At 38.6% G+C, this 24,753-nt stretch carries 25 protein-coding genes, 1 other RNA gene, 2 pseudogenes and 2 other annotated features (1 of these 30 cut by a window edge); of the genes and pseudogenes, 18 read left to right on the top strand and 10 right to left on the bottom strand.

Annotated features, from left to right (window positions below; translation table 11 throughout):
* Positions 1 to 56: a binding site (T-box leader), on the top strand (it extends 185 nt beyond the left edge of the window).
* 78 nt (positions 57 to 134) lie between these two features.
* The 6 genes and pseudogenes from hisS (at position 135) to V7108_RS13420 (ending at position 6,548) form a co-directional block, all read left to right on the top strand.
* Positions 135 to 1,403 (top strand): histidine--tRNA ligase, encoded by a 1,269-nt coding sequence (hisS, locus tag V7108_RS13445; RefSeq protein ID WP_335568507.1) that lies wholly within the window; start codon positions 135 to 137, stop codon positions 1,401 to 1,403.
* 17 nt (positions 1,404 to 1,420) lie between these two features.
* Positions 1,421 to 3,211: an aspartate--tRNA ligase gene (gene aspS, locus V7108_RS13440; RefSeq protein WP_335568506.1), complete on the top strand. Its 1,791-nt coding sequence runs from the start codon at positions 1,421 to 1,423 to the stop codon at positions 3,209 to 3,211.
* A 48-nt stretch (positions 3,212 to 3,259) separates the two neighbouring features.
* Positions 3,260 to 3,456: non-coding RNA, 6S RNA (gene ssrS / locus V7108_RS13435), on the top strand.
* A gap of 377 nt (positions 3,457 to 3,833) precedes the next feature.
* Complete coding sequence (locus tag V7108_RS13430; RefSeq protein ID WP_335511914.1) at positions 3,834 to 4,601, top strand: tRNA threonylcarbamoyladenosine dehydratase; 768 nt, start codon at positions 3,834 to 3,836, stop codon at positions 4,599 to 4,601.
* A gap of 102 nt (positions 4,602 to 4,703) precedes the next feature.
* Positions 4,704 to 5,630, top strand: coding sequence for an ABC transporter ATP-binding protein (locus V7108_RS13425; RefSeq protein ID WP_335568505.1), 927 nt, complete (start codon positions 4,704 to 4,706; stop codon positions 5,628 to 5,630).
* Positions 5,623 to 6,548, top strand: a pseudogene (locus V7108_RS13420) (ABC transporter permease). The gene V7108_RS13425 and the pseudogene V7108_RS13420 overlap by 8 nt, the downstream one beginning before the upstream one ends.
* A 28-nt stretch (positions 6,549 to 6,576) precedes the next feature.
* On the opposite strand, the gene V7108_RS13415 reads toward V7108_RS13420, so the two are convergent.
* Positions 6,577 to 7,848 carry a replication-associated recombination protein A gene (locus tag V7108_RS13415; protein WP_335511908.1) on the bottom strand — a complete coding sequence of 424 codons (1,272 nt, stop codon included), beginning with the start codon at positions 7,846 to 7,848 and terminating at the stop codon, positions 6,577 to 6,579.
* Positions 7,849 to 7,999: 151 nt separating this feature from the next.
* Between V7108_RS13415 and cymR the strand changes: the two genes are divergently transcribed.
* The 6 genes from cymR (at position 8,000) to V7108_RS13385 (ending at position 14,445) form a co-directional block, all read left to right on the top strand.
* The gene (cymR, locus tag V7108_RS13410; RefSeq protein ID WP_335568504.1) at positions 8,000 to 8,419 is read left to right on the top strand and encodes a cysteine metabolism transcriptional regulator CymR; all 420 of its coding nucleotides are present in this window, start codon (positions 8,000 to 8,002) and stop codon (positions 8,417 to 8,419) included.
* A 193-nt stretch (positions 8,420 to 8,612) separates the two neighbouring features.
* The gene (locus tag V7108_RS13405) at positions 8,613 to 9,755 is read left to right on the top strand and encodes a cysteine desulfurase family protein (RefSeq protein WP_335568526.1); all 1,143 of its coding nucleotides are present in this window, start codon (positions 8,613 to 8,615) and stop codon (positions 9,753 to 9,755) included.
* A gap of 36 nt (positions 9,756 to 9,791) precedes the next feature.
* A complete protein-coding gene (gene mnmA, locus V7108_RS13400) occupies positions 9,792 to 10,910 on the top strand; it encodes a tRNA 2-thiouridine(34) synthase MnmA (protein ID WP_335510447.1) in 1,119 nt (372 codons plus the stop codon).
* 249 nt (positions 10,911 to 11,159) lie between these two features.
* Positions 11,160 to 11,813, top strand: coding sequence for a tetratricopeptide repeat protein (locus V7108_RS13395; RefSeq protein ID WP_335568503.1), 654 nt, complete (start codon positions 11,160 to 11,162; stop codon positions 11,811 to 11,813).
* A gap of 33 nt (positions 11,814 to 11,846) precedes the next feature.
* The gene (gene recD2, locus V7108_RS13390) at positions 11,847 to 14,246 is read left to right on the top strand and encodes an SF1B family DNA helicase RecD2 (protein WP_335510451.1); all 2,400 of its coding nucleotides are present in this window, start codon (positions 11,847 to 11,849) and stop codon (positions 14,244 to 14,246) included.
* A gap of 52 nt (positions 14,247 to 14,298) precedes the next feature.
* The gene (locus V7108_RS13385; protein WP_335510453.1) at positions 14,299 to 14,445 is read left to right on the top strand and encodes a hypothetical protein; all 147 of its coding nucleotides are present in this window, start codon (positions 14,299 to 14,301) and stop codon (positions 14,443 to 14,445) included.
* A gap of 87 nt (positions 14,446 to 14,532) precedes the next feature.
* On the opposite strand, the gene V7108_RS13380 is transcribed toward V7108_RS13385, so the two are convergent.
* From V7108_RS13380 to V7108_RS13345, 8 genes are all read right to left on the bottom strand, one after another.
* Positions 14,533 to 14,730 (bottom strand): cysteine-rich CWC family protein, encoded by a 198-nt coding sequence (locus V7108_RS13380; RefSeq protein ID WP_335510455.1) that lies wholly within the window; start codon positions 14,728 to 14,730, stop codon positions 14,533 to 14,535.
* A 447-nt stretch (positions 14,731 to 15,177) separates the two neighbouring features.
* Positions 15,178 to 15,588 carry a hypothetical protein gene (locus V7108_RS13375; protein ID WP_335568502.1) on the bottom strand — a complete coding sequence of 137 codons (411 nt, stop codon included), beginning with the start codon at positions 15,586 to 15,588 and terminating at the stop codon, positions 15,178 to 15,180.
* A gap of 166 nt (positions 15,589 to 15,754) precedes the next feature.
* Positions 15,755 to 15,865 carry a YjcZ family sporulation protein gene (locus V7108_RS13370; RefSeq protein WP_335510461.1) on the bottom strand — a complete coding sequence of 37 codons (111 nt, stop codon included), beginning with the start codon at positions 15,863 to 15,865 and terminating at the stop codon, positions 15,755 to 15,757.
* A gap of 518 nt (positions 15,866 to 16,383) precedes the next feature.
* The gene (locus V7108_RS13365) at positions 16,384 to 16,557 is read right to left on the bottom strand and encodes a hypothetical protein (RefSeq protein ID WP_335568501.1); all 174 of its coding nucleotides are present in this window, start codon (positions 16,555 to 16,557) and stop codon (positions 16,384 to 16,386) included.
* Positions 16,558 to 16,638: 81 nt separating this feature from the next.
* Positions 16,639 to 16,755, bottom strand: coding sequence for a YjcZ family sporulation protein (locus V7108_RS13360; RefSeq protein ID WP_335510463.1), 117 nt, complete (start codon positions 16,753 to 16,755; stop codon positions 16,639 to 16,641).
* A gap of 64 nt (positions 16,756 to 16,819) precedes the next feature.
* Positions 16,820 to 16,948: a YjcZ family sporulation protein gene (locus tag V7108_RS13355; RefSeq protein ID WP_335568500.1), complete on the bottom strand. Its 129-nt coding sequence runs from the start codon at positions 16,946 to 16,948 to the stop codon at positions 16,820 to 16,822.
* Between the two features lie 512 nt (positions 16,949 to 17,460).
* Positions 17,461 to 17,751, bottom strand: coding sequence for a hypothetical protein (locus tag V7108_RS13350; protein WP_335568499.1), 291 nt, complete (start codon positions 17,749 to 17,751; stop codon positions 17,461 to 17,463).
* Positions 17,752 to 18,002: 251 nt separating this feature from the next.
* On the bottom strand, positions 18,003 to 18,101 hold the full coding sequence (locus tag V7108_RS13345) for a YjcZ family sporulation protein (RefSeq protein ID WP_335568498.1): 99 nt from the start codon (positions 18,099 to 18,101) through the stop codon (positions 18,003 to 18,005).
* A gap of 229 nt (positions 18,102 to 18,330) precedes the next feature.
* Between V7108_RS13345 and V7108_RS13340 the strand changes: the two genes are divergently transcribed.
* Complete coding sequence (locus V7108_RS13340) at positions 18,331 to 18,570, top strand: hypothetical protein (RefSeq protein WP_335509854.1); 240 nt, start codon at positions 18,331 to 18,333, stop codon at positions 18,568 to 18,570.
* A gap of 169 nt (positions 18,571 to 18,739) precedes the next feature.
* On the opposite strand, the pseudogene V7108_RS13335 reads toward V7108_RS13340, so the two are convergent.
* Positions 18,740 to 19,329 (bottom strand): annotated as a pseudogene (locus tag V7108_RS13335) (DedA family protein).
* Between the two features lie 360 nt (positions 19,330 to 19,689).
* On the opposite strand from V7108_RS13335, the gene V7108_RS13330 reads away from it, so the two are divergent.
* The 5 genes from V7108_RS13330 to alaS all read left to right on the top strand — a co-directional run bounded on the left by V7108_RS13330 (position 19,690) and on the right by alaS (position 24,750).
* On the top strand, positions 19,690 to 20,166 hold the full coding sequence (locus V7108_RS13330) for a PRC-barrel domain-containing protein (protein ID WP_335568497.1): 477 nt from the start codon (positions 19,690 to 19,692) through the stop codon (positions 20,164 to 20,166).
* An 11-nt stretch (positions 20,167 to 20,177) separates the two neighbouring features.
* Complete coding sequence (locus tag V7108_RS13325; protein ID WP_289343267.1) at positions 20,178 to 20,369, top strand: hypothetical protein; 192 nt, start codon at positions 20,178 to 20,180, stop codon at positions 20,367 to 20,369.
* 79 nt (positions 20,370 to 20,448) lie between these two features.
* Entirely contained in the window at positions 20,449 to 20,583 is a 135-nt protein-coding gene (locus V7108_RS13320) for a YrzQ family protein (protein WP_335509846.1), read from the top strand.
* 90 nt (positions 20,584 to 20,673) lie between these two features.
* Entirely contained in the window at positions 20,674 to 21,753 is a 1,080-nt protein-coding gene (locus V7108_RS13315; protein ID WP_335568496.1) for an AI-2E family transporter, read from the top strand.
* Positions 21,754 to 21,815: 62 nt separating this feature from the next.
* Positions 21,816 to 22,032 (top strand) — a binding site (T-box leader).
* An 84-nt stretch (positions 22,033 to 22,116) separates the two neighbouring features.
* Positions 22,117 to 24,750: an alanine--tRNA ligase gene (gene alaS / locus V7108_RS13310; protein ID WP_335568495.1), complete on the top strand. Its 2,634-nt coding sequence runs from the start codon at positions 22,117 to 22,119 to the stop codon at positions 24,748 to 24,750.
* Positions 24,751 to 24,753 lie beyond the last annotated feature (3 nt).

Raw genomic sequence — 24,753 nt, 5'->3', positions numbered from 1 at the left:
CAGAAATTTGCCTTCAACTAGGGTGGCACCGCGGGAATATAACTCCCGTCCCTTGTATTTATACAAGGGACGGGAGTTTTTTGTTTTTTATACAATGCTTTACCTATAAAAGTAACAGTAAGGAGGAATTCTTTATGTCTATTAGCATTCCAAGAGGCACGCAGGACATTCTGCCAGGAGAGGTTGAAAAATGGCAGCTGATCGAAGCAAAAGCTCGAGAGCTTTGTGAAAAATATCAATATCAAGAAATTCGGACTCCGATTTTTGAACATACAGATCTGTTCGCACGGGGTGTTGGAGATACCACAGATATCGTTCAGAAAGAAATGTACACATTTGAAGATCGCGGCGGACGCAGCCTCACATTAAGACCAGAAGGAACAGCTGCCGTGGTACGGTCATTTGTAGAAAAGAAGATGTTCGGCTATCCCAATCAGCCTGTAAAGCTTTATTATATGGGACCAATGTTTCGCTATGAACGTCCGCAGGCAGGACGCTTCAGACAGTTTGTACAATTTGGCATTGAAGCATTGGGCAGTAATGACCCGGCCATTGACGCAGAAGTCATTTCACTTGCGATGAATTTATACAAGGAAATGGGTTTGAAAAAATTAAAGCTTGTGATCAATAGTCTTGGGGATAAGGAGAGCAGGAATGCTCACCGTAATGCATTAGTGAATCACTTTCAACCAAGAATCGGAGAGTTTTGTCAAGACTGTCAAAATCGTTTAGAAAAAAACCCATTGAGAATTCTGGATTGCAAACAGGATCACAATCATGAATTAATGAAATCTGCACCATCGATTATTGATTATCTAAATGGTGACTCTAAGGCATATTTTGAAAAACTACAGCAGTATTTAACACAATTAGAGATTGGGTTTGTAGTGGATCCAAACCTGGTTCGCGGTTTAGATTATTATAATCACACTGCTTTTGAAATTATGAGTGATGCTGAGGGCTTTGGTGCCATTACCACCCTTTGCGGCGGCGGCCGCTATAATGGTTTAGCGGAAGAAATGGGCGGTCCAGAGACACCGGGAATTGGCTTTGCCATGAGTATTGAACGTTTTATTGCTGCACTAAATGCTGAAGGAATTGACCTAGAAGTCAAGCAAGGCATTGATTGCTATATTGCTTCCCTTGGCGACCAAGCAAAGGACTACACGGTAGGGCTTTTACAAAAGCTTCGGTTAGCAGGTATTTCAGCAGAAAGAGATTATTTAAACCGAAAAATTAAGGCGCAATTTAAAGCAGCTGATCGTCTGAATGCAAAATATGTAGCAGTTTTAGGTGACGAGGAACTTACGAATAATAAAATTAATCTAAAGAATATGGCTACAGGTGAACAAGTGGAAATTGAATTAACAAATTTTGTCGAATATTTTCAAGAACTAAAGTGATAGAGGAGAGGATCTTCATGTACGGAAGAACGTATTTTTGTGGCGATGTACCTGAGTCAGCCATTGGTGAAAAAGTTACACTAAAAGGCTGGGTTGCAAAGCGCCGAGACTTAGGCGGACTAATCTTTATCGATTTACGCGACCGCTCAGGTCTTGTCCAGGTTGTTTTCAATCCTGATGTATCAAAAGAAGCACTTGAAACGGCCGAGAAGATCCGAAACGAGTATGTACTAGATATTCAAGGTACCGTTATTGCCCGTGAAGAGGGAACGATTAACTCTAATTTAAAAACAGGGAAAATTGAAGTTCAAGCTGATTCCGTAACGATTATAAACGAAGCGAAAACACCTCCATTTGTGATTTCAGATAAGACGGATGCGTCGGAAGATATTCGCCTTAAATATCGTTACTTAGACTTCCGTCGTCCGGTAATTTTTGAAACATTAAAAATGCGTCATCAAGTAACAAAGCAAATCAGAAATTTCCTTGATTCCGAAGGGTTTTTAGATATTGAAACACCAATCTTAACAAAAAGCACACCAGAAGGAGCACGTGACTATCTCGTTCCAAGCCGTGTACATCCAGGTGAGTTCTATGCCCTGCCGCAATCACCACAGTTATTCAAGCAGCTCTTAATGCTTGGCGGCATTGAGCGTTATTATCAAATCGCCCGCTGTTTCCGTGATGAAGATTTACGGGCAGATCGTCAGCCAGAATTTACTCAAATTGATATTGAAACAAGTTTCCTTGGTCAGGAGGATATCTTGGGCTTAATGGAAAAAATGATGACGGGGTTGATGAAGGAAGTTAAAGGGCTTGAAATTCCTGCTCCATTCCCACGAATGACGTATGACGATGCAATGAATCGCTTTGGCTCTGATAAGCCTGATACTCGTTTTGGTCTTGAGTTGGTAGACCTTTCTGAAGTGGTTAGGGATTCAGGATTTAAAGTATTTGCCGCAGCGGTTGCAAATGGCGGTCAAGTAAAAGGGATTAATGTAGTAGGCGCTGCTGAAAAATATTCTCGTAAAGATATTGATGCGCTAACTGAATTTGTGAGCGTTTATGGGGCGAAAGGTCTTGCATGGCTGAAGGTAGACGCAGAAGGATTAAAAGGTCCGATTGCTAAATTCTTTGCAGGTGAAGACGCGAATGCTTTAAGAACTGTACTCAATGCGAATGAAGGGGACTTACTCCTATTTGTAGCTGACAAGAAAAATGTGGTTGCTGACGCCTTAGGAGCATTGCGTTTAAAGCTAGGGAAAGAATTAGGATTAATCGATCAAAGCAAGTTCAATTTCTTATGGATTACCGATTGGCCATTGCTTGAGTATGGGGAAGAAGAAGGTCGTTATTATGCTGCCCATCATCCATTTACGATGCCAGTAAGAGAAGACCTGCCTTACCTAGATACAGATCCTGGCAGAGTCCGGGCGCAGGCGTATGACCTTGTATTGAATGGCTATGAGCTTGGAGGCGGTAGTTTAAGAATTTTTGAACGTTCTGTTCAGGAAAAAATGTTTAGCGTTCTCGGCTTTACACCAGAAGAAGCCCAGGAACAGTTTGGGTTCTTGTTAAATGCTTTTGAGTACGGTACACCGCCGCATGGTGGAATTGCGCTAGGCTTAGACCGTTTGGTTATGCTGCTAGCAGGCAGCACGAACCTGCGTGACACGATTGCTTTTCCAAAAACCGCAAGTGCAAGCGACTTATTAACAGATGCACCTGGTGGAGTTTCCGAGGCACAATTAAAAGAACTTCATTTGTCACTAAATGTTAATAATAAAACGAATGAAACGCTTTCATAATATCTTGATTGGTTTTTCATTATATGATATTATAAAGGCAATCCAATAAGTGTCCTGAAATGTTCGTTGTATTACCTAACTTTTGACCAACATTATTTCTTCGGGAGTCTGCAGTTTTCAAACCGCGTAAAAGCCTCAACCTATACGGTTAAAGGGACTTACAAAAACTTGGAACAAGACACCCACCTGCGAGAGTGGCGGGATCAAAAGAAGGAACTAAGCGCGACGGCACCATTGGGACCCTTATAAAAATAGTCTCCTGCAATGCAGGGGGCTATTTTTATTTTTTAGTTTTTAGAATGAAATGAGATTGTGCCCGTAAATGGGGAGTTGACAGATTAGGGGAAGAATCCCCGGATGATTGTGCCGATAAATGTGAAGTTGGAGAAATAGGGGAAGAATCCCCCTCATGATTGTGCCGATAAATGTGGAGTTAGAGAAATAGGGGAAGAATCCCCCCTAAAATAATTGTGCCGATAATCTGGAGCTGAAGAAATAGGGGCAACAATCCCTCTTTGGCATTTTAATTCCCATAGAAATACTTGAATTAATACAAGAGTATGTTATATTTTTTTAGGGTAAAAGATAATAGTAAATCGAATTTAATTTTTGGAGGATTCACATGCTGCATCAATTTTCTCGTAATGAACTTGCATTTGGCAAAGAAGGCCTGGATATAATGAAAAACGCTACGGTTGCTGTGTTAGGAATTGGCGGTGTCGGAACATTTGCTGCTGAAGCGCTTGCACGCTCCGGAGTTGGCCGTTTAGTATTAGTTGATAAAGACGTTGTTGATATTACCAATGTTAACCGTCAGCTTATTGCTCTTCTTTCTACGGTTGGTCAGCCGAAAGCAGACCTAATGAAAGAACGTATTAAAGATATCAATCCTGATTGTGAAGTCATTGCCCTAAAAATGTTTTATACCGAAGAGACGTATGAAGAGTTTTTTAAATATGGATTGGATTTTGTGATTGATGCTTCGGATACGATTATTTACAAAATTCATCTCATGAAAGAATGCTTAAAAAGGAATATTCCGATTATCTCCAGCATGGGTGCGGCTAATAAAATGGACCCAACTCGCTTTAAAATTGTGGATATTTCCAAAACACATACCGATCCAATCGCGAAGGTAATCCGTACAAAGCTTCGTAAGGAAAGAATTCACAAAGGTATTCCAGTGGTTTTTTCAGATGAGAGCCCAATTGTCATTCGTGAGGATATCAAGAAAGAGGTTGGGAATGAGAACGCACCGACTCGTAAGGGACAAATGCCCCCTGCTTCAAATGCCTTCGTCCCATCTGCCTGCGGGTTGATCATGGCAAGCTATGTAGTTCGAGAATTACTTAAGGATATCAAAATCCATCGTGTATCGGATGAAAAATAAGCGATACCCCTGAATCAAAATGTTCAGGGGTATTTTTTTATGTGAAATTGGTAAATTTTATCTAGTATAAGTTACACTTGTTAAGAGAGAGGGGGAGTTTTCTTGGAATCTATCGTCGTTATCAAGGATTTAACAAAAGTAATAAAAGGCAGAACCATTATAGATAACATTAGTTTCAACGTAAATAAAGGGGAAGTCTTTGGATTTTTAGGCCCAAATGGAGCTGGTAAAACGACTACCATTCGAATGATTGTTGGTCTTATGAGTATTACATCAGGAGACATTACAATCGGCGGTGCGAGCATCAAAACCAAGTTCGAAGACGCTGTTAGACATGTCGGTGCCATTGTTGAAAATCCGGAAATGTACAAATTTCTAAGCGGCTATCAAAACCTAGTCCACTACGCGCGGATGGTAAGAGGGATATCAAAGGAAAAAATTGATGAGACAGTTAAACTTGTGGGATTATCTGACCGGATCCACGATAAAGTAAAAACCTACTCCCTAGGAATGCGGCAAAGATTGGGTTTGGCTCAATGTCTTTTACATGATCCCAAAGTGTTAATTTTGGATGAGCCCACAAATGGCCTGGACCCTGCAGGGATAAGAGAAATACGTGATTATATCCGTCTCTTGGCAAGGGAAAAGGGGATGGCCGTGATTGTCTCCAGCCACATCCTTTCAGAAATGGAAATGATGTGTGACCGAATTGGAATTATTCAAAATGGGCGTCTCATTGATGTCCAAATGGTACAAGAATTCGTGCATAGTAATACTGCAAGTTTTGAATTTGACGCGATACCAAGTGAAAAGGCGTTAGACCTTGTCCGTGCAACCTTTCCGAATGTCCCAGTAACCCATTCACGAAATGGTATAACGTTGGAACTTCCTAAAAAAGAAGTACCTGAAATGGTTAAACTGTTCGTGGAAGAGGATATTCAAGTGTTTGGCATTAAAGAAGTTTCCAAAACATTAGAAGACCGCTTCCTTGAAGTGACGTCAGATAAGGGGGCGTCTGACCATGATTAACTTGATTCGGAATGAATTAATGAAGATTTTCAGAAGACCTGGTACAGAATTATTTCGGTAACGGGCGTTTTTATGAAGTATAATTTGGTCGAAGAAGAGCCTAATGTGACGGAAAACTGGAAGCCGGTACTTCAGCAGGAAAATGAAGCGTTGAAAAAACAGTTAGAATCAAGTTCCTTTAAAACGGAGCAGGATTACTATAAAAAACAAATTGCAATCAATGAATATCGAATAGAGAATGATATTCCCTTTAGAGAAAAGTATAATATCTGGTCCTTTGTAAAGGACAATTCTGAGCTTATTTTACTCGCAGGACTATTTACGATTGTCATTTCAGCAGGAATTGTTGCCAGTGAATTTAATTGGGGGACGATTAAGCTGCTGCTCATCCGTCCAATTAATCGAAGCAAGATATTATTATCAAAGTACTTAACCGTATTATTGTTTGCTTTGATCATGGTAGGGCTTTTATTTGGCTTTTCCGCATTGCTTGGGGCAATGCTATTTGGATTGCCAGACCAAACACTGCCTTATTTGAATTATTTAAATGGGAAAGTGACCGAGCAGCACATTGTACTCCACCTGCTCGTTTACTATGGTCTAGGGTCGATTGAAATGATTATGCTGACTACTATGGCATTTATGATTTCATCTGTCTTCCGAAATAGTTCACTGGCGATTGGGTTATCGTTGTTTTTAATGTTTACCGGGGGACAATTCACTGCACTATTGTCAATGAAGTTTGATTGGGCAAAATATATTTTATTTGCGAATACGAATTTAATGCAATATATTGAGGGAGCCCCGCTGTTAGAGGGGATGACGATGTCATTCTCGATTATCGTGTTAATTATTTACTACGTGATCTTTCAGTTTTTGGCGTTCTACGTCTTTAATAAAAGAGATATTGACGCATAAAAATAACCTTTGGGACCCCTCCCAAAGGTTATTTTTTGCGAATAAGTTTTTCGTAAACGACAGCAAGTGCCTGTTCAAATTTACCTGTTTTCTTTGGCTTGTAATATTGTTTGTTCTTCAATTTGTTCGGCAAATACTGCTGTGGAACCCAGCCTGATTCATAATCATGCGGGTATAAATAGCCGATTCCTCTGCCAAGCTCTTTTGCGCCTTTGTAATGAGCATCACGTAAATGATCGGGTACCTCACCAATGATCCCCTTTTGGATATCAGCAATTGCCTCACCTATTGCGATGACCGCTGAATTGGATTTGGGTGACAAACAAAGCTCAATCACAGCGTTTGCCAGCGGAATCCTTGCTTCAGGAAAACCAATTCTTTCTGCGGTTTCAATCGCTGCCAGCGTTCTAGCACCTGCCTGCGGGCTGGCTAGACCTATATCCTCGTAGGCAATCACGAGTAACCGTCTGCTAATGCTTTGAAGGTCTCCAGCTTCAATTAATCTTCCTAGATAATGGAGTGCAGCATTCACATCGCTGCCGCGTATCGATTTTTGAAAGGCAGATAATACATCATAATGCCCATCACCATCTTTATCTGAACCAAAGCTTTTTTTCTGCATGCATTCTTCTGCTGTTTTTATTTCAATATGGATAACTTCTTCCTCATCTTTGTCGGTTGAAAGAACAGCAAGTTCAAGTGCATTTAAAGAACTACGAACGTCTCCATTTGAAGCTGTAGCAAAATGAATTAATGCTTCTTCCGAAATATTGATTTTCAGATTTCCAAACCCACGTTCTTCATCTTCAATGGCACGGGTTAGAGCATGCTTAATTTCATCTGGAGTTAACGGCTTTAGTTCGAAAATTTGACACCTGCTGCGGATAGCAGGATTAATGGCATGATACGGGTTACTTGTTGTTGCACCAATGAGCGTGATCATTCCATTTTCTAAAAAAGGTAATAGGAAATCTTGTTTACCTTTATCGAGGCGATGGACTTCATCAAGGAGCAGAATCACTTTCCCAGACATTTTCGCCTCCGCAGCAACGATTTCCATGTCTTTCTTATTACTTGTGACAGCGTTAAGTGTTCGAAAGGCATATTTTGTACTTCCGGCAATCGCACTGGCTATGGATGTTTTACCAATACCAGGCGGTCCATATAAAATCATCGATGTCAGCTGTTTAGCTTTCACCATTCTGGCAATAATCTTATCATCGGCCACTAGGTGCTGCTGTCCAACGACTTCTTCAATTGTTCTAGGCCGCATTCGAAATGCTAGTGGCTTTTGCTGCATCATCATCTCTCCAACTAAATATAAACTTATGGTATAACTCTACCATTTTTTCGCGAAAAAGCATATTAAAGTACAATATGATATAATAGCTAATGCCTATCAAATTACTTAGAATTTAAAGATATAAAATATAAATAGAGGTGCATAAAAAATGAGAATTTCTACTAAAGGCCGGTATGGTTTAACGATTATGATTGAACTGGCAAAAAATCAAGGGGAGGGGCCAACATCCCTAAAATCGATCGCCCAAGCCAACGACTTATCCGAACATTATCTTGAACAATTAATAGCTCCCCTAAGAAACGCAGGATTGGTTAAAAGTATAAGAGGTGCTTATGGTGGATATATATTAGCAAATTCACCTTCAAAAATTACTGCCGGTGATGTCATACGTGTACTAGAAGGACCCATAACTTTGGTTGAAGGGATTGAGGATGAAGGACAAGCTCAACGGGAGCTTTGGATTCGTATCCGCGATGCCATAAAGTCTGTTCTCGATCATACTACTCTCGAAGATCTTGCAAGTCATAGTGATGATGCGGAAGTCGACGGTTATATGTTTTACATTTAGGCTGTTTTCCTGAAGATTGTTGTTAAAATCTTAAAGCCGATTTTAACGCGGAAAAAGCTATTTTGTGCTTATGAATTTTGTTTGCAGTCTCTTTTCTTATAAATTTTGTTCCATAAAGCAATACTGGTAAAGAAAAGAGCCTTTTTTAATGTTAACAGTAGAAAAGAGAATTATTTTGAATGAAGGTGTAATGATGGAACGAATCTATCTTGACCATGCTGCGACAACTCCGATGCACCCCCAGGTAATTGAAAAAATGATGGAGATTATGAATACGAACTTTGGTAATCCATCGAGTATTCATTCTTTTGGCAGGGAAGCACGTCACTATATTGACTTAGCACGAGAAACGCTGGCTAAGAGTATTGGTGCAAGGGAAAATGAGATTATATTTACAAGCGGCGGTACGGAATCCGATAATATGGCATTATTTGGTGTGGCTGAAAACTATCAGGATAAAGGCAAACACATAATAACAACTGAGGTTGAACACCATGCTGTCCTGCATGCATGTCAACGATTAGAAAAAATGGGCTATGATGTAACCTATTTACAGGTGGATCAAACAGGTAGAATTTCAGTTGAAGATCTTCAAAGGGAATTAAGGGAAGATACCATCTTGGTTTCTATTATGTACGGGAATAATGAAGTGGGAGCCATCCAGCCTATTAAGGAGATTGGCGAGCTGTTAAAATCTCATCAGGCTCTGTTTCACAGCGACGCTGTTCAAGCCTATGGAATCGAAGAAATCAACGTGGATGAACTCCAAGTGGATCTATTATCTGTTTCCGCTCATAAAGTCAATGGACCAAAAGGAACGGGTTTTCTTTATGTGCGTGACAAGGTTAAATTGGTACCTCGTGCCTACGGCGGGGAGCAGGAACGAAAAAGACGGGCGGGAACGGAAAATGTTGCTGCCATCGTTGGTTTTCAAGAAGCTGCAAAAATCGCTTCAGAAGACCGGGTAGTGAAGCGAGAAAAGTATCAAGAATTTAAGAATATCTTTTTAGAGGTTTTGACTGAAAAAAATGTAGACTTTTCCATAAACGGATTACTTGAACAATCATTGCCTCATGTATTAAACTTAAGCTTTCCGGGAACGAACGTGGAGGCGATGCTGGTAAATCTTGATTTAGCTGGAATTGCTGTTTCAAGTGGATCTGCCTGCACCGCTGGTTCGATTGAACCTTCACACGTCCTGGTTGCCATGTATGGTAAAGAATCAGAGCGATTAATCAATTCAATCCGTTTTAGCTTTGGTTTTAATACAACAGAAAACCAAATCATCAAAACAGCTGAAGAGATTGCAAGAATTGTTTCTCGTCTGAAAAAATAAATGTACCTTATTTTTATAGGGAAGAGGGGTGAAAAAATGGAAAAGAAGGATCCGAAAGATATACGAGTGGTGGTCGGTATGTCAGGAGGCGTTGACTCCTCCGTCGCGGCGCTGTTGTTAAAACAGCAAGGATATGATGTCATCGGGATTTTCATGAAAAACTGGGATGATACCGATGACACTGGATTTTGTACCGCAACAGAGGATTATAACGACGTTATCCGTGTCTGCAATCAAATTGGTATCCCATATTATGCCGTTAATTTCGAAAAGCAATATTGGGATAAGGTATTTACTTATTTTCTAGAAGAGTATAAGGCTGGACGGACGCCGAACCCAGACGTTATGTGTAATAAAGAAATAAAATTCAAAGCCTTCCTTGAGCATGCTGTAAATTTAGGGGCTGATTATCTAGCAACAGGCCACTATGCTCAAGTAGAATACCGTGACGGCGAATATAAAATGCTTCGTGGTAAAGATGAAAATAAGGACCAAACGTATTTCTTAAACCAATTAACGCAAGAGCAGTTAAGTAAAGTAATGTTCCCTATTGGTAATCTTGAGAAATCAAGAGTGCGTGAAATTGCCAAAGAGGCAAACCTCGCTACGGCGACGAAAAAAGACAGCACGGGTATTTGCTTCATTGGCGAGCGCAACTTTAAAGAGTTCCTTGGCCAATACTTACCAGCGCAGCCAGGAAACATGGAAACGATGGATGGCGAAGTAAAAGGGAAGCATGAAGGCTTGATGTACCATACCATCGGTCAGCGCCATGGTTTAGGAATCGGTGGTTCAGGTGAACCGTGGTTTGCGATTGGAAAAGACTTGAAAAGAAACATCCTTTATGTGGGACAAGGTTTTCATAATGAAAAGCTTTATTCCGACTCCATCATTGCTGATAATGTAAGCTGGGTTTCAAATCGGGAAAAACCAGCAGAGTTTAGCTGTACCGCTAAATTCCGCTATCGTCAGGAAGATAGTAAAGTAAGTGTGCAAATTTTAGAAGATAATAAAGTCAAAGTCATCTTTGACGAACCAATTCGTGCAGTTACTCCTGGACAAGCAGTAGTATTCTACAATGATGACGAATGTCTCGGCGGCGGTACCATCGATGAAGTCTATAAAAATGGGCAACGATTGACATATGTTGGATAATAAATGCCCTGATTCCTGCTGGAATCAGGGTTTTTTTGATTGAAAAATAGTTCCTTTAAGGATGTTTTTGGATTTTGGACAATTTTCAATAAGTTATGGATAAAATTCAGAGGGTTTTGGACAATTTCCAATAGGTTTTGGACAATTAGAAAAAAATTCCATAAAATCAATCCGAACAAGCTACCCAATCATATCCCAAATCTCACTAAAAAATGTTATACTCTACAATTAGAACGGAGTGATTTTAACATGGATAAAAACCAATTAGGTGTTCAATACATGCAAGAAGGCAAATGGGAAGATGCAGCAAAAATCTTTAATGAAGTAATTGAAGAAAACCCCAACGACCCAATTGCCTACATAAATTTTGGTAACGTGCTTTCCGCTGTCGGCGATGACGACAAAGCGTTGAAATTTTATGAAAAAGCGATTCAGCTGGATGAAAATGCAGCAGCGGCTTACTATAGTACTGGTACAATTTATTTTAGTAACGATCAGTTTGAAAAAGCCAAAAAAATGTTTGAAATGGCTATGAAAAAAGGGCTGCACTCTAGTGATAATTATTTCATGCTGGGACTAACCCTTTTACAAATGGATCAGGGGAAATTTGCACTTCCTTATTTACAAAGAAGCGTCGAGCTAAATGAAGACGATGTAGAAGCGCGTTTTCAATATGGTTTATGTCTGGCGCAGTTAGAATTAATTGATGAGGCGATTGTGCAATTAGAAAAATGCATTGAATTAGATGAGAACCATTCAGATGCCTATTATAATTTAGGTGTTTCCTATGCCTTTAAAGAGAATGGAAAAAAAGCAATTGACATGTTTAATAAAGCACTTGAGATCCAACCTGATCATCTTTTAGCAGGACATGCGAAAAAATTAATAGAAGCAGCAAAATAAACCTTCACAAAATAAAGAAAGGAGGAAGCACCCATGGATAAACAAAGCTCGCTTGATTTGTTTGCTGAACAAGGTAAGTTCGTAAAAGGGAAGCATCTTGTTACGATTTTTCATAACGAGCAAAATCTTTACACGGTATTACGAATTCGTGTGGAAGAGACGAATCATGAGTATGAGGATAAGGAAGCGGTTATCACCGGATATTTCCCAAAAATTCATGAGCATGAAACCTATATATTCTTTGGTGAATTTAAAGATCATCCGAAATTTGGCATGCAATTTCAAACAAAGCATTTTCGGAAAGATATCCCACAAACGAAGCAAGGGGTAGCGGCTTATTTATCAAGTGAATTGTTCAAGGGGATTGGGAAGAAAACCGCGGAAAACATTGTGGAAACACTAGGAGAAAATGCGATTACAAAAATTCTAAATCAACCCTCCTTACTTGATTCTGTCCCAAAGCTTCCTCCTGATAAAGCAAAAATGCTCTATGATACCTTAATGGAGCACCAAGGTTTAGAGCAGGTTATGGTTGCTTTAAACCAATACGGCTTTGGTCCGCAGCTTTCAATGAGAATGTATCAAACCTATAAGGATGAAACCCTGGATATTATCCAAAAGAATCCTTATAAGCTTGTAGAGGATATCGAGGGAATTGGATTTGGCCGGGCGGACGAGCTTGGCTATCAGCTTGGGATATCAGGAAATCATCCCGATCGGATAAAAGCTGCATGCCTTTATACACTCGAGAACGAAAGTATGCAGACTGGTCATGTTTATGTGCACGTCGAAGACCTGCTTGTACAGGTGAAGAATCTGTTAGAGGAAAATAAACGCGACCAAATTGAATTTACCGACATCTCAACTGAAATCTTAAAGCTAGAAGAAGAAGGGAAATTAGTCGGTGAGGAAAAGCGTGTTTATTTGCCATCCTTGTATTTTGCAGAAAAAGGACTTGTCACGAGTATAAACAAAATCTTGAAGCAAACAGAATATAACGAACAATTTCCTGAATCCGAATTTTTGCTAGCGTTAGGAAATCTTGAAGAAAGATTAAAGGTACAATATGCCCCTACGCAAAGGGAAGCGATTCAAACTGCTTTAATGTCTCCAATGCTTATCTTAACAGGTGGTCCTGGGACAGGGAAAACTACGGTTATAAAAGGAATTGTTGAGCTTTATGCGGAACTGCATGGATGCTCTTTAGAGCCGAAAGACTACGATAAAAAGGGTGAGCCCTTTCCTTTTTTACTTGCTGCTCCAACAGGAAGAGCAGCAAAAAGAATGAGTGAATCCACCGGTCTGCCTGCTGTAACGATTCATCGTTTACTTGGCTTTAATGGTATGGAAGAATTTGATCAAAGTGAGGCTAGTCCGCTAGAGGGGAAGATTCTGATTGTGGATGAAACCTCAATGCTTGATATATGGCTGGCAAATCAATTATTTAAAGCCTTGCCTGATACTATTCAAGTAATTCTTGTTGGGGACGAGGATCAGCTGCCGTCTGTGGGACCTGGTCAAGTGCTTAAGGATTTATTGAGATCAGAGGTAGTTCCTACGGTTAGATTAACAGATATCTACCGTCAGGCTGAAGGTTCTTCGATTATTGAACTCGCACATGATATTAAAAAGGGGTATTTGCCTCCGAATGTAACCATGAAGCAGCCAGACCGTTCGTTTATCAAATGTTCAACTGCTCAAATTCCTCAAGTTATTGAAAAGGTTGCTTTGAATGCGAAAGGTAAAGGATACTCAGCCAGGGATATTCAAGTCCTTGCACCCATGTATAGAGGACCAGCGGGTATTGACCGATTAAATGTATTATTACAAGAAATTTTTAATCCTAACCCGGATGGCACTCGTAAGGAACTTATATTTGGGGAAGTAAAATATCGTATTGGTGATAAAGTACTTCAGCTCGTCAACCAGCCCGAAAGTAATGTCTTTAACGGTGATATTGGAGAAATTATTTCAATTATTTATGCAAAGGAAAATACAGAGAAACAGGATATGGTATACATTTCCTTCGAAGGAAATGAAGTCGAATATTCAAGACAGGATTTAAATCAAATTACGCATGCTTATTGCTGTTCTGTACATAAGTCTCAGGGAAGTGAATTTCCGATCGTCATTCTGCCCATCACAAGAAGCTATTATCGGATGCTGCGAAGAAATCTCATCTATACAGCCATTACAAGGAGTAAACAGTCATTGATCCTATGCGGTGAAGAAGAAGCATTAAGGATGGGAATTGAACGAGCTGATGAACAAAGCAGACAAACCACTTTATCTCTAAAGCTTCAAGAAATGATTTCGGTGGAAAATTCCAATGAAGAACACGAGGACGAACTGACGTTATCGGCTGAGGAAAAGTTAATGCAGGTTCATCCAATGATTGGCATGGAAAACATTACACCTTATGATTTTTTGTAGGAGGGTAGAAAAATCAGCATATAGAGCATAAAGAATAGCTAGGAAGAAACATTTGGGCAATTCGAAGATTAAGGATATCGATGTCTTGGACAAACGCTTAGATTTGATCGGTGAAGAAATAGATCAGGAAAGAACCTTATATATTCAAGGCAAAAAAGGACCCAATGGCGTAACTAACTGGTTCTGTTACCTATCGTAAACATTAAAATGTAACTTAAAATGAGTGCCAAATTGTATATGAATTTGGCACTTATTTTTTATTGATATAAAGCAATTTGTGCGGAAATTACGCTAAAATTTGTTCTTCCTGAAATTTAATTAAACATTTTTTACATATGCAATCTATTCTTATATTTTCGAAAGGAACTAATTCAAAGATTTCTTTAGGGAATTCCTCCATATCACACCAACAATTGCCGTGTTCTCCAGCACCAGACATACATCCATTAACTTCCCCGCATATAGGGCAATATTTATTTGCCAATTAAATTCCCCTCCAATTGTGACACAATAATAGTCTTTTGTTATATTCTATTTCTTCTTTATACTACCTCATTTTTACTTTTTTGGATAAAAAACTTAACAAAACTAGTATAAAAATGCTGTAAGCACGATTATTGGCAAAATGTCATTATTGTGCTAAACAACCCTTACCTATCTGTATGAACATCTTCTTCTTGTTTGAAAAAAATCAGCGATTTCCTTAAACAATTTCTAAAAATAAAAAGCGTCTGCAATACATGCAAACGCCTCTTAGGAGGTTTATATATAGAGCTGGAGGGCTTACTAATAGCATATGCAATCAGAATAAATCTGAATGGGACAAGTGCTGATTAAAGTAATTTAAGATTTTGGCACTACGACTTGTCGAAAATCAACAAAAAATTTAACATATCCAATAACTAAATAACTCAATTCTTAAAGAAAGAAACTACTTTTTAAATTTTTTATACATTTTACTAAAAAAAGGTGCTGCTTCTTTAATTAAGGGTTTAAATTGTTTAGATGTTGCAACTATGGTATCAAAGGTTTCCATAAGCAGTCCAATATCAACATTGTTAATGAAATGTTCTATTTTATTCTGAGTGTTTTGAGTCTGTTTCTGTCTGTTTTGATGACCCGATACAGATTCCTTTCTTCTACGACCAAAAAACCAATCATCAACATTAAGATTTGATCTGGTATCGAAAGATAATTGTTCTTTTTGTTCCAGAATTTCTTGTGAAATATTTTCGCTTTCTTTGTAAGTTTCTCTTGATTTACGGTTTCCAAACATTAATCTTGAAAAAGGGTCCATTTCTCTATTGGACTTATGTTTTTGATTATGATCATTACCCTCCAACAACTTCTTCCTCCCCTCTTTAATACTCTGTTAGGTAAGCTATGATTAGTTGTGTATTCTTGTGTGGATGCAGCCCATTAATAAAATAAAAAAGAAAATAGAAGCGTCGGTTGACGCTTCATACACTAAAGAAGTAGTGTGTTTTGTTATGTGATCCTTTTACAGGTTAGTACCCGCTCATGAAACTCGCACCAACAATAATTAAAAGAATGAATAAAACCACGATTAGTGCGAAGTTGTTTCTAGATCCACCATCATATCCGCCTTCGTAAGACATAATGTATCACCACCTCTTTATAGAATCTATATATATTATGGAACGATGGTAAATCTGAAATGGACAAACATGGAATTTTGAATATATTAGTTCAATCATTTAAAGAAACACCTTTAAAACTACGGAATATGATTAAAGCAGTAGATAATGAGCCGAGCGCTGCTGAAAAATGTCTAATTATTTTCTTATTCAAGAAACGGGGCAGGATTGGTAAATAAAATCTTAAAGGAGATTTGCTAATGTTAAAGAATTTTACAACATAAGCTATTTTGTAAAAAGAAAAAAGGAGAAAGATGGAGTTATTATGGTGATAAAGGGAAGATTTATCTGTATGAACAAGATAATATTCCATTCAAAGAATATTTAATTATAAATCCACAGGATAAAACGGGAGTTTCATGCAATAAACAATTTGCAAAAAATTAAATGTGGATTTTTTATTTAACAACAGATGTTCTTTCTCTATAAAAAAAATGGCCCGTAGGCCTATGGAAACACTGTTTAAATTATTTGCTTAATTAGAATCCGCGTCTTCTTCTTCTCTCGATTTCAAACCGTCTTCTTCTCTCGATTTCGATTTCGATTTCAATAGGGAAAAACCGTCTCCGTCTCCGTCTCCGTCTTCTTCTCTCGATTTCGATTTCAATTTCAATGGGGAAAAACCTTCTTCGTCTAAATCCAAAAAATGGCATTTAATTCACCCTCCTTTCATTTTAGAATTCTCTATATAACAAAGGGCAGTTTAACTTAACCTGCCCTTTGTTCCGTACAATTTAGTAGCCACTCATAAAAGAAACTCCTACAATGATCAGTAGAATGAACAATACAACGACTAACGTCTTACCGTCACCATGTTCGTGTCTATGTTCGTGTCCATGCCTTTCACTCATTAATAACACCTCCAGTCAATGCTTAAATAGGATTTTACTTAGCCAAAATCTGCCGTTTGGTTTATTAAACCACGGCAAGAACGATAATCAATAGAATGAACAATACAACGATTAATACAAAGCTGCTGCCGCCATAACCACCGCCGTAGTCACCACCATCGTAGCCACCGCCGTATCCACATGATCCCCACATATTCTCTCACCACCTATTTATTGGAATATTCATTGAGAAAATACTTCTCTATGTATATATATTTTCTTAGGACAAGGGTTGATTGGACAAACATCTTCCTGTCTGAAAAAAATCAGCGATTTCCTTAAACAATTTCTAAAAATAAAAAAGCGTCTGCAATACATGCAAACGCCTCTTCGGAGGTATTTAAATAGGCTGGCGGGCTTAATAATATCATATGCACCCAGAATAAATCTGAATGGGACAAGTGCTGATTGTTAAAGCCAAGCCCCTAAAAAGGGCTTTTATTTTTATCTTTTGAAAAACGTCTGCAATACATCTAAATTATTAAAGAAAGAAACTATTTTTTAAATTTTTTTAAAATTTTACTAAAAAAAGTGCTGCTTCTTAATTAATGGTTTAAATTGTTTAGATGTTGCAACTATGGTATCAAAGGTTTCCATAAGCAGTCCAATATCAACATTGTTAATGAAATGTTCTATTTTATTCTGAGTGTTTTGAGTCTGTTTCCGTCAGTTTTGATAACCCGATACAGATTCCTTTCTTCTACGTCCAAAAAACCAGTCATCAACATTAAAATTTGATCTGGTATCAAGATTTGATCTGGTATCAAGATTTGATCTGGTATCAAGAGTTGATCTGGTATCAAAAGATAATTGTTCTTTTTGTTCCGGGATTTCTTGTGAAATATTTTCACTTTCTTTGTAAGTTTCCCTGGGTTTACGGTTTCCAAACATTAATCTTGAAAAAGGGTCCATTTCTTTATTGGACTTATGTGTTTGATTATTATCAATACCCTCCAACAACTTCTTCCTCCTCTCTTTAATACTCTTTTAGATAAGCTATGATTAGTTGTGTATTCTTGTGTGGATGCAGCCCATTAATAGTGTATGAAGTAATCTAAACAAGGCAAAAATCAGCATGGGTCTCTTTTTTCTTCGTAATAAAAAATCTAATGTGGATTACTAAATAAAAAAGAAAATAGAAGCGTCGGTTGACGCTTCTATACACTAAAGAAGAAGTAGTGTGTTTTGTTATGTGTTCCTTTTACAGGTTAGTACCCGCTCATGAAACTCGCACCAACAATAATTAAAAGAATGAATAGAACCACGATTAGTACGAAGTTGTTTCTAGATCCACCATCATATGACATAATGTATCACCACCTCTTTATAGAATCTATATATTTTATGGAAATATGGTAAATCTGAAATGGACAAACATGGAATTTTGAAAGTTAATCATTCCTTCGTTATGATTTTGGTGTAATGCTGTTGGTAGGTATTTAGCATATTTTTAAACCACCTTCCTTAATGTCTAATCAATTGAAAAACACTAGTCATATGTTAGTTTGGAAAGAACTAATAGGAGGTGAATAAAATATGCCATTTTTTTCTCCCAATCCGGGAAGAAGACGATTCCCTTCAGGATCTAGGCCAAGGTTTGGACCACCTAATCATATGGGACAACAGCCTCGTCGTTTTTTTGCTCCAAATCAAAATCAACAAGCACCAACTTCTAAATTTAATGGATTAGGAACGATGATGGGACACGTGGGAAAAGTTACAAACGGAATTAATACGTTAAGGCAAATGGGATCAATTCTTAAGTTTTTTAAATAATTTTAAGTTGTCTTAGAAGCTGTTTTAAAGAAATCCTTGAATAACGGCTTCTTTTTTTATTTAAAAAATTTGGTTTAAAGGGATTCTTTTTACTTAAAGACGATCAATTATTAACCTTGAAGAGTCCGCTATTCAACACATAATGTGGGCAGCCATTTTTCTCCGCCTCTTAATTCTGCTTTTTTCTCCAATATAGATAAACCAATATCGCAATAATAATTACCAACAAAACTAAATACATGCTGTATTTTGATACATAAAGTCCAACTACATCCCATCTTTTTCCAAGTTCTCTACCTAATGTGATAAAAGTATAACTCCAAAGGATAGCACCAATGTAAGCATAAACAACGAATTTTCTAAAAGGGAACTTATTTAGCGTGGCAACATATGCAGTAAGGTGCCGTACGCCGGGAATAAAATAACCGAACAATATGAGTGGAGGCCCAATCTTTTCGAATAATTTATGTGTCTTATTGACCTTTTCTTCTGTAATGTAAATTTTCGGACCATACTTTTTTAATAAAGGTAATCCAAATCTATAACCAATGTAGTAACTGATAGAAATCCCTGCGGCAGAACCCACTACAGCGCTTATCAGAGAAATGATTAGGATAATTTGCCGTGGTATACGTTATAGCCAACATAGGTTAAAAGGACTTCATCAGGTATAGGAAGCCCAATAATTCCTCCGATTAACATGATAATGATGCCGAAGTAACCAAAATGCTCGATAAGATAATCAATGTGTTGTTCCACTTCAAAACCTCCTGAAGCAGTTCGCCAAAAATGAGAAGTCAAAATTCAGGTGACATTTTGTATATTTGCCAAAGCAAACGCTACTTTTAATATGACCAAAATAATGATTTCTTCTTTAGATAATACTGGCTAAACCAAAAGGATGTAAAGCAGAGGAACGTTCTACCCTATTTTTTTACATCTTACTTTTCTTTGTTAATCGCTTATACAGCAAAATAATAACTTGTTTAATCTTTCATTCATCTACACAAATTATGATTGGGTAGTTATCATTATTTCTACCCAATGGAAAACCTTTCTCCTTATGATTTTATGGTAAGTGAGTGAAACTATAAATGTTCACAGGAGGTGAGGCACTCTTTGCGAACATTTTCGTTATTAAAAGGTCAGCCAGTTTTTGATTCGAAGTCTGGGGCTAGAATTGGTGAAGTCACGGATTTATGTATCACGAATGAAGGGGTCGTAAAGGGCCTGATGGTTAAAAAAGGCGTTTTCTTCAAACAATCCTATTTTCTGGACATACAAGATGTAACATCGTTTGGCGGGGATGGGATCATGGTTGAAGATGATGATCACCTCAAAAAACGTAAAACAACTCCAGAATATACCCTTCACCATCAACACTCTTTAAATGGAAAAATGCTTATTTCTAAAAGCGGAGAGTCCCTTGGGTTGCTTAAGGATGTATATTTTCATGAAGAATTGGGCACAATCGTAGGGTACGAAATTACGGATGGTTTCTTTTCAGATATTACGGAAGGGAAGCAGATTATACAATCCGAGAAGCCCCCTGCAATCGGAAAGGATGCCATCATCGTAGACGTAAATCATACGTGAGGTGTCTTTTCATGCTTAAGTGTCCCAATTGTCAGAGCAAGGATATCGGGAAAATTGGAATAAACCAATACTATTGCTGGAATTGTTTTATTGAATTGTCTCTAGCCAAAGGCGTAATAAATACCCATCAAGTCGAAGAAGATGGTACACTCAGTTCATTAGATGACTTGTTTGAAGAAGAAGAACGTCGTTACACCATATAAAGTGGAAACACTTATGTACTGAAGGTAGACAGTAAGCACGTAACAAAAGCACTGTCAAACTACAGAAGAGGTGAGACGTATGAATAAAGTGATGACTTCCGTTGTGGCATTTGGGGTAGGCATGGCAGCATATAATCTTGCACAAAGAAACAACCTTATGTCTGAGCGTCAAATGAAAAGAATGTCAAGAAAAGTAAAGCGTGCTTTATTCTAAAAATTTATCCCCCTTATGATAGGGGGATTTTTGGTGTATAAATCCGATAACTGTCTCTAAGAATAAGTATGATAAGGAGGCAGTTTATCGGTGGAAATTCGTATTAAATGGTTTTATCGAATCGGATTTTTGCTTCTTTTACTTATTGCAATTTACGTTTTTTTAATTATTAGGTTTGTATGGTTACCCATTTTAAAAGCTGCATTGATAATCCTGCTCCCATTTCTTATTGGCGGGTTTATCACATATTTGCTTCATCCAATTGTTGAAAAGCTGAATGAAAAAGGCTTACATCGCGGGCTAGCAATTTTTTTAATCTATTTTCTTTTTTTTGGCGGGATTGGCTTTGGTATCTATAAAGGAATACCTGCATTTATTTCACAAGTCAGGGATCTTGCAGAAAGTGCTCCCATCCTTGCTGAACAATACCGAAACTGGATAAAGGAACTTCAAACACATACACGTGAATGGCCGGATGGTCTTCAAGAGCAAATTAATGAGGGAATCATGGGTTTTGAAAGGCGATTAGAATCTCTCTTGACTGTTATTGTAGATTCTTTATTAAACTTTTTGAATTTTGCTTTTGCGATCATGATTATCCCTTTTATTGCATTCTACATGTTAAAGGATTTTACGGTGATTAAAAGAGCCGTGTGGTATTTGACACCAAAATCATGGCGAAGAAAGGGAACTCGATTTCTTAGAGATATTGATGAATCGCTTGGAAGCTACATCAGAGGTCAGCTCCTAGTCTGTCTTATTATCGGCGGTCTTTCATCCCTGTTATTTTGGATTTTTCACTTAAAATATCCGTTACTATTAGGTCTAATCATTGGAGTCACGAACGTGATCCCTTATTTTGGACCGGTAATAGGTGCTGTACCCGCAGTCATTATTGCAGCAACCAGCTCCGTTAAATTAGTAATCATAACCATTGTCATTGTTTTTGGATTGCAATTTTTAGAAGGAAATATCTTGTCCCCCTATATAGTCGGAAAGAGTCTGCATATGCACCCGTTAATGATTATGGTTGCCTTAACGGCGGGTGGAGAAATTGGCGGGATACTTGGCATGATTCTAGCTGTCCCTGTTCTTGTAGTGCTGAAGGTCAGTATTCTTCATGCCAAAAATCATTTCATTCGTGAAAAGGTAAAGGAACCCGCACCATAATGCCTTTTCCGGATTGACAAACGTTTTTTGTGTAGCTATAATCCCTTTATAGAATATTTTGGATTAACATGTTGAAGGACCCTAGTATGTTGTAGTCCATCTTTAAGAGAGGAGCTTCCTTGGCTGTGAGAAGCTCTAGATGAAGGATAACAGAAGCTAGTCCAGAGTGCAGCTAACCACTGCCGTTTTTGCCGCGTTAAGGCAATTATTGAGAGATGAACACAGTCTTTTTGTGTTCATAATCAGGGTGGTACCGCGAGTAGAGCTCTCGTCCCTGTTCCGGTGAAGTTCCGCAAAAAGAAACTTCACCATGGGATGAGGGCTTTTTTGTGTTCTTTTTTAATAAGAGGGAGGTAGTAAAATATGAAATACCTAACAGGTTCAGAAATTCGTAAAATGTTTTTAGATTTTTTCCAGGAAAAAGGTCATGCTGTTGAGCCAAGTGCACCGCTTGTTCCACATGACGATCCATCTTTATTATGGATCAATAGTGGTGTTGCCACCTTGAAAAAATATTTCGACGGGCGCGTTATTCCAGATAATCCAAGGATTACCAATGCGCAAAAATCAATTCGTACCAACGATATTGAAAATGTCGGAAAAACGGCACGCCACCATACCTTCTTTGAAATGCTTGGAAACTTTTCCATTGGTGAATATTTTAAAGAAGAAGCGATTGAATGGGCTTGGGAATTTTTAACACATAAAAAATGGATTGGCTGGGACCCAGAACTTCTTTCCGTAACCATTCATCCAGAAGACCATGAAGCGTTTGACCTGTGGAATAAAAAAATCGGTATCCCCGAGGAGCGTATTATCCGTCTTGAAGGAAACTTCTGGGACATTGGCGAAGGTCCAAGTGGTCCGAATACCGAAATTTTCTATGATCGCGGTCCGGAGTATGGGGATGATCCCACAGATCCAGAATTATATCCTGGCGGTGAAAATGAGCGCTATTTAGAGGTGTGGAATCTTGTGTTTTCCCAGTTTAACCATAACCCGGATGGTACCTATACACCACTGCCAAAGAAAAACATTGATACTGGAATGGGTCTAGAAAGAATGGCCTCCGTGGTTCAAAATGTTCCTACAAACTTTGATACGGATTTATTTATTCCAATCATCAGGGCAACAGAAGAGCTTTCTGCCGTGAAGTATGGCACGGATAAAGAAAAGGATACGGCGTTTAAAGTGATCGCGGACCACATTCGTACTGTTGCCTTTGCAGTTGGAGACGGTGCATTACCTTCGAATGAAGGACGTGGGTATGTATTACGCCGGTTACTTCGCAGGGCCGTTCGTTATGCAAAGCAAATCAATATTAACCGTCCATTTATGTATGAGTTAGTTCCGGTTGTAGGAGAAATTATGCATGACTTCTATCCGGAGGTAAAGGACAAGACCGAGTTTATTCAAAAAGTCATTAAAAACGAAGAAGAGCGTTTCCACGAAACCTTACATGAAGGTTTATCAATCCTAGGAAATGTAATCAAAAAAGAAAAAGAAAAAGGCAGCAATACCATTTCTGGAAGTGATGTCTTCCGTCTTTATGATACGTATGGTTTCCCTGTTGAATTAACAGAGGAGTATGCAGAAGAAGAAGGAATGAAGCTGGATCACGCTGGTTTTGAAACAGAAATGGAATCGCAGCGTGAGCGTGCCCGTGCAGCTCGTCATGATGTCGGCAGCATGCAGGTACAAGGCGGAGTGCTAGGAGACATTAAAGCAGCAAGTGAGTTTGTTGGTTATGACCAGCTTCAAACAAACTCTAGCGTTGTTGCCATCATTAAAAATGGTGAGATAATCGATGAAGCATTTAGTGGAGATGAGGTCCAGCTTATTCTTGATGTAACACCATTTTATGCAGAAAGCGGCGGACAAATTGCTGACCGTGGAATGATTTATGGTGACGGTGTTGCTGCTAGCGTAAAAGATGTACAAAAAGCACCTAATGGTCAAAATCTTCATAAAGCAGTCGTGGAGTCTGGGATTTTAAAGACAGACGCTAAAGTGACGGCAGAGGTTAATCAGGAAAATCGGGTACAAATTATTAAGAATCACACCGCTACTCACTTGCTTCATCAAGCATTAAAGGATGTACTGGGAACGCATGTTAACCAAGCAGGATCACTCGTGGAACCTGATCGTCTCCGTTTCGATTTCTCTCACTTTGGTCAAATAAAGCCAGAGGAATTGGAAGAAATTGAGAAGATTGTTAACGAACAAATTTGGAAGAATATCGAAGTGAATATTAGTTTAAAGCCAATTGCAGAAGCAAAAGCAATGGGTGCGATGGCTCTCTTTGGTGAAAAATACGGTGATATCGTTCGTGTGGTTAAAGTGGGCGATTACAGCCTAGAGCTTTGCGGCGGCTGTCATGTACCGAATACATCTGTTATCGGGCTGTTTAAAATTGTGTCTGAAAGCGGTATTGGTGCTGGTACAAGGAGAATTGAAGCTGTTACAGGTGAATCAGCTTATCAGCTGTTAAATGACCAAGTTGGTTCATTAAAGGACGCTGCAGACAAGTTAAAAACAAACCCTAAAGAAGTGGTAAACAGAATTGAAGCCCTAATGGCTGAAATAAAACAACTTCAACGTGAGAACGAATCACTTGCAGCTAAATTAGGCAATATTGAAGCAGGGAATCTCGTTTCGAAAGCAAAGCAAATCGATGGTGTCACGGTCTTGGCGGCGAAGGTTCAAGCAACTGACATGAATAACCTGCGAAATATGGCAGATGACTTGAAACAGAAAATTGGATCAGCTGTTATTCTTCTTGGAAGTGTGAATGAGGGGAAAGTCAATTTAATCGCAGCTGTGACGAAGGATTTAATGGATAAGGGATACCATGCTGGTAAATTAATTAAAGAGGTTGCAACACGATGCGGCGGGGGCGGCGGAGGTCGTCCAGATATGGCTCAGGCAGGTGGTAAAGATCCAGAAAAACTCGACTCTGCACTAAGATTCGTAGACGAATGGGTGAAATCGATTTGATAA

The sequence above is a fragment of the Neobacillus vireti genome, from assembly GCF_036962345.1.
GTDB lineage: Bacteria > Bacillota > Bacilli > Bacillales > Cytobacillaceae > Neobacillus > Neobacillus vireti_A.
The sequence above is the reverse complement of the archived record's forward strand: the minus strand, read 5'-3'. Positions and strand labels throughout refer to the sequence as shown.